Annotated in this window: 1 protein-coding gene; it reads right to left on the minus strand. The window is 65.0% G+C overall.

Going from position 1 to position 1,549, the window contains the following annotated elements; all coding sequences use genetic code 11:
- Positions 1-110 precede the first annotated feature (110 nt).
- Positions 111-1,199 (minus strand): phosphate ABC transporter substrate-binding protein PstS, encoded by a 1,089-nt coding sequence (gene pstS / locus ACVOK8_RS19110; RefSeq protein ID WP_481568194.1) that lies wholly within the window; start codon positions 1,197-1,199, stop codon positions 111-113.
- Positions 1,200-1,549 lie beyond the last annotated feature (350 nt).

A 1,549-nucleotide genomic window follows, 5' to 3' on the forward strand; every position in this document is an offset into this window, starting at 1 on the left:
CCCCGGCCGCCCCCCGCGCCCCCCCCCCCCCCCCCCCCCCCGCGCCCGCCCGCCCCCGCCCCCCCCCCCCCCGCCCCGCCCCCCCCCCGCCCCCCCCCCGCCTCACTACGTCACTTGAACTCGGCAGCCCAGTACGCTTCGATCTGGGTGACCAGCTCGGCCGGCAGCGGCACGTAGTGCAGCTCGTTGGCCTGGGTCTTGCCGTTCTCGAAGGCCCACTTGAAGAATGCGCGGGTATCGGCGCTGCGCTTGGCATCCTTCGGCTGCTTGTGCATCAGCATGAAGTTGGTGGCGGTGATCGGCCATGCATTGGCGCCCGGTGCGTTGGTGATCACCAGGTTGAAGTCCTTGGCGTTGGCCCAGTCCGCGCTGGCAGCAGCGGCGGCAAAGGTCTCGGCGGTCGGCTGCACCCAGGTACCGGCAGCGTTCTGCATCGAGGCATACGGCATGTTGTTCTGCAGTGCGTAGGCCAGCTCGACGTAACCGACCGAACCCTTGATCTGCTGCACGTAGGAGGCAACGCCTTCATTGCCCTTGCCGCCGACGCCGTCCGGCCACTGCACCGAAGTGCCTTCGCCAACCTTGTCCTTCCACTCGCCGCTGACCTTGGACAGGTAGTTGGAGAAGTTGAAGGTGGTGCCCGAACCATCGGAGCGGTGCACCAGGGTGATCTTGGTGTCCGGCAGGGTCACGCCCGGGTTGGCATCGGCGATGGCCTTGTCGTTCCAGGTCTTGATCTTGCCCAGGAAGATGTCAGCCAGCAGGGTGCCGCTCAGGCGCAGCTGGCCCGGCTGCAGGCCTTCCAGGTTGACCACCGGCACCACGCCGCCAATTGCCGACGGGAACTGGCCCAGGCCAGCCTGTGCCAGCTCTTCGGTGGAAAGCGGCTTGTCGGAGGAGCCAAAGTCGACCGTGCCGGCCTTGATCTGGGCGATACCACCGCCCGAGCCGATCGACTGGTAATTGATCTTGGCGCCGGTGGCGGCGTTGTAGTCGGCCGACCACTTGGACACCAGCGGGAAGATGAACGATGCGCCTGCGCCGGAGATTTCGACGGCGACCTTGTCACCGGCAGTCGTTGCGGAGGCACCCGCGGCGTCTGGGCCGGAACCGGCCTGGTTACCCTTGTCACCACAGGCTGACAGGCCCAGGGCAATGGCCAGCGAAAGGGCGGCAAGACCGGTCGTGTGCAGCTTCATGCGTCACTCCATAGCGGGAGAAATGCCGGCAGCGCCGGCGGATGCGGCTATGAAATGATGTTTTTGTTACAGCCTGATTACATCGTGAAAAAAATCTGAAAAAGCTCACAGAATCAATGGCCATCGGCTGGGTCGATGACGCCCTGAAAGGCCGGGATATAGCCCGGAGGCGGTGTTTTCCCGGCAATGTCCGACTGTAGTGCCGAGCCATGCTCGGCAGGGGCTACACCGGTAGAGCCCCAGCCGAGCGTGGGTCGGCAGTTCACGGTTTTTGGGATTTACGGGATGGCCGCGGGACGCCGGGCCCCCAAAAAAAAAAAAAAAACCGCGGAGGGGAGTTACGCCCCGTT

It is taken from the genome of Stenotrophomonas sp. STEN083 (genome assembly GCF_056759195.1).

Coding starts and splice junctions, on each gene's coding strand:
- pstS (WP_481568194.1), bottom strand. CDS start 1,199: ATGAAGCTGCACACGACCGGTCTTGCCGCCCTTTCGCTGGCCATTGCC.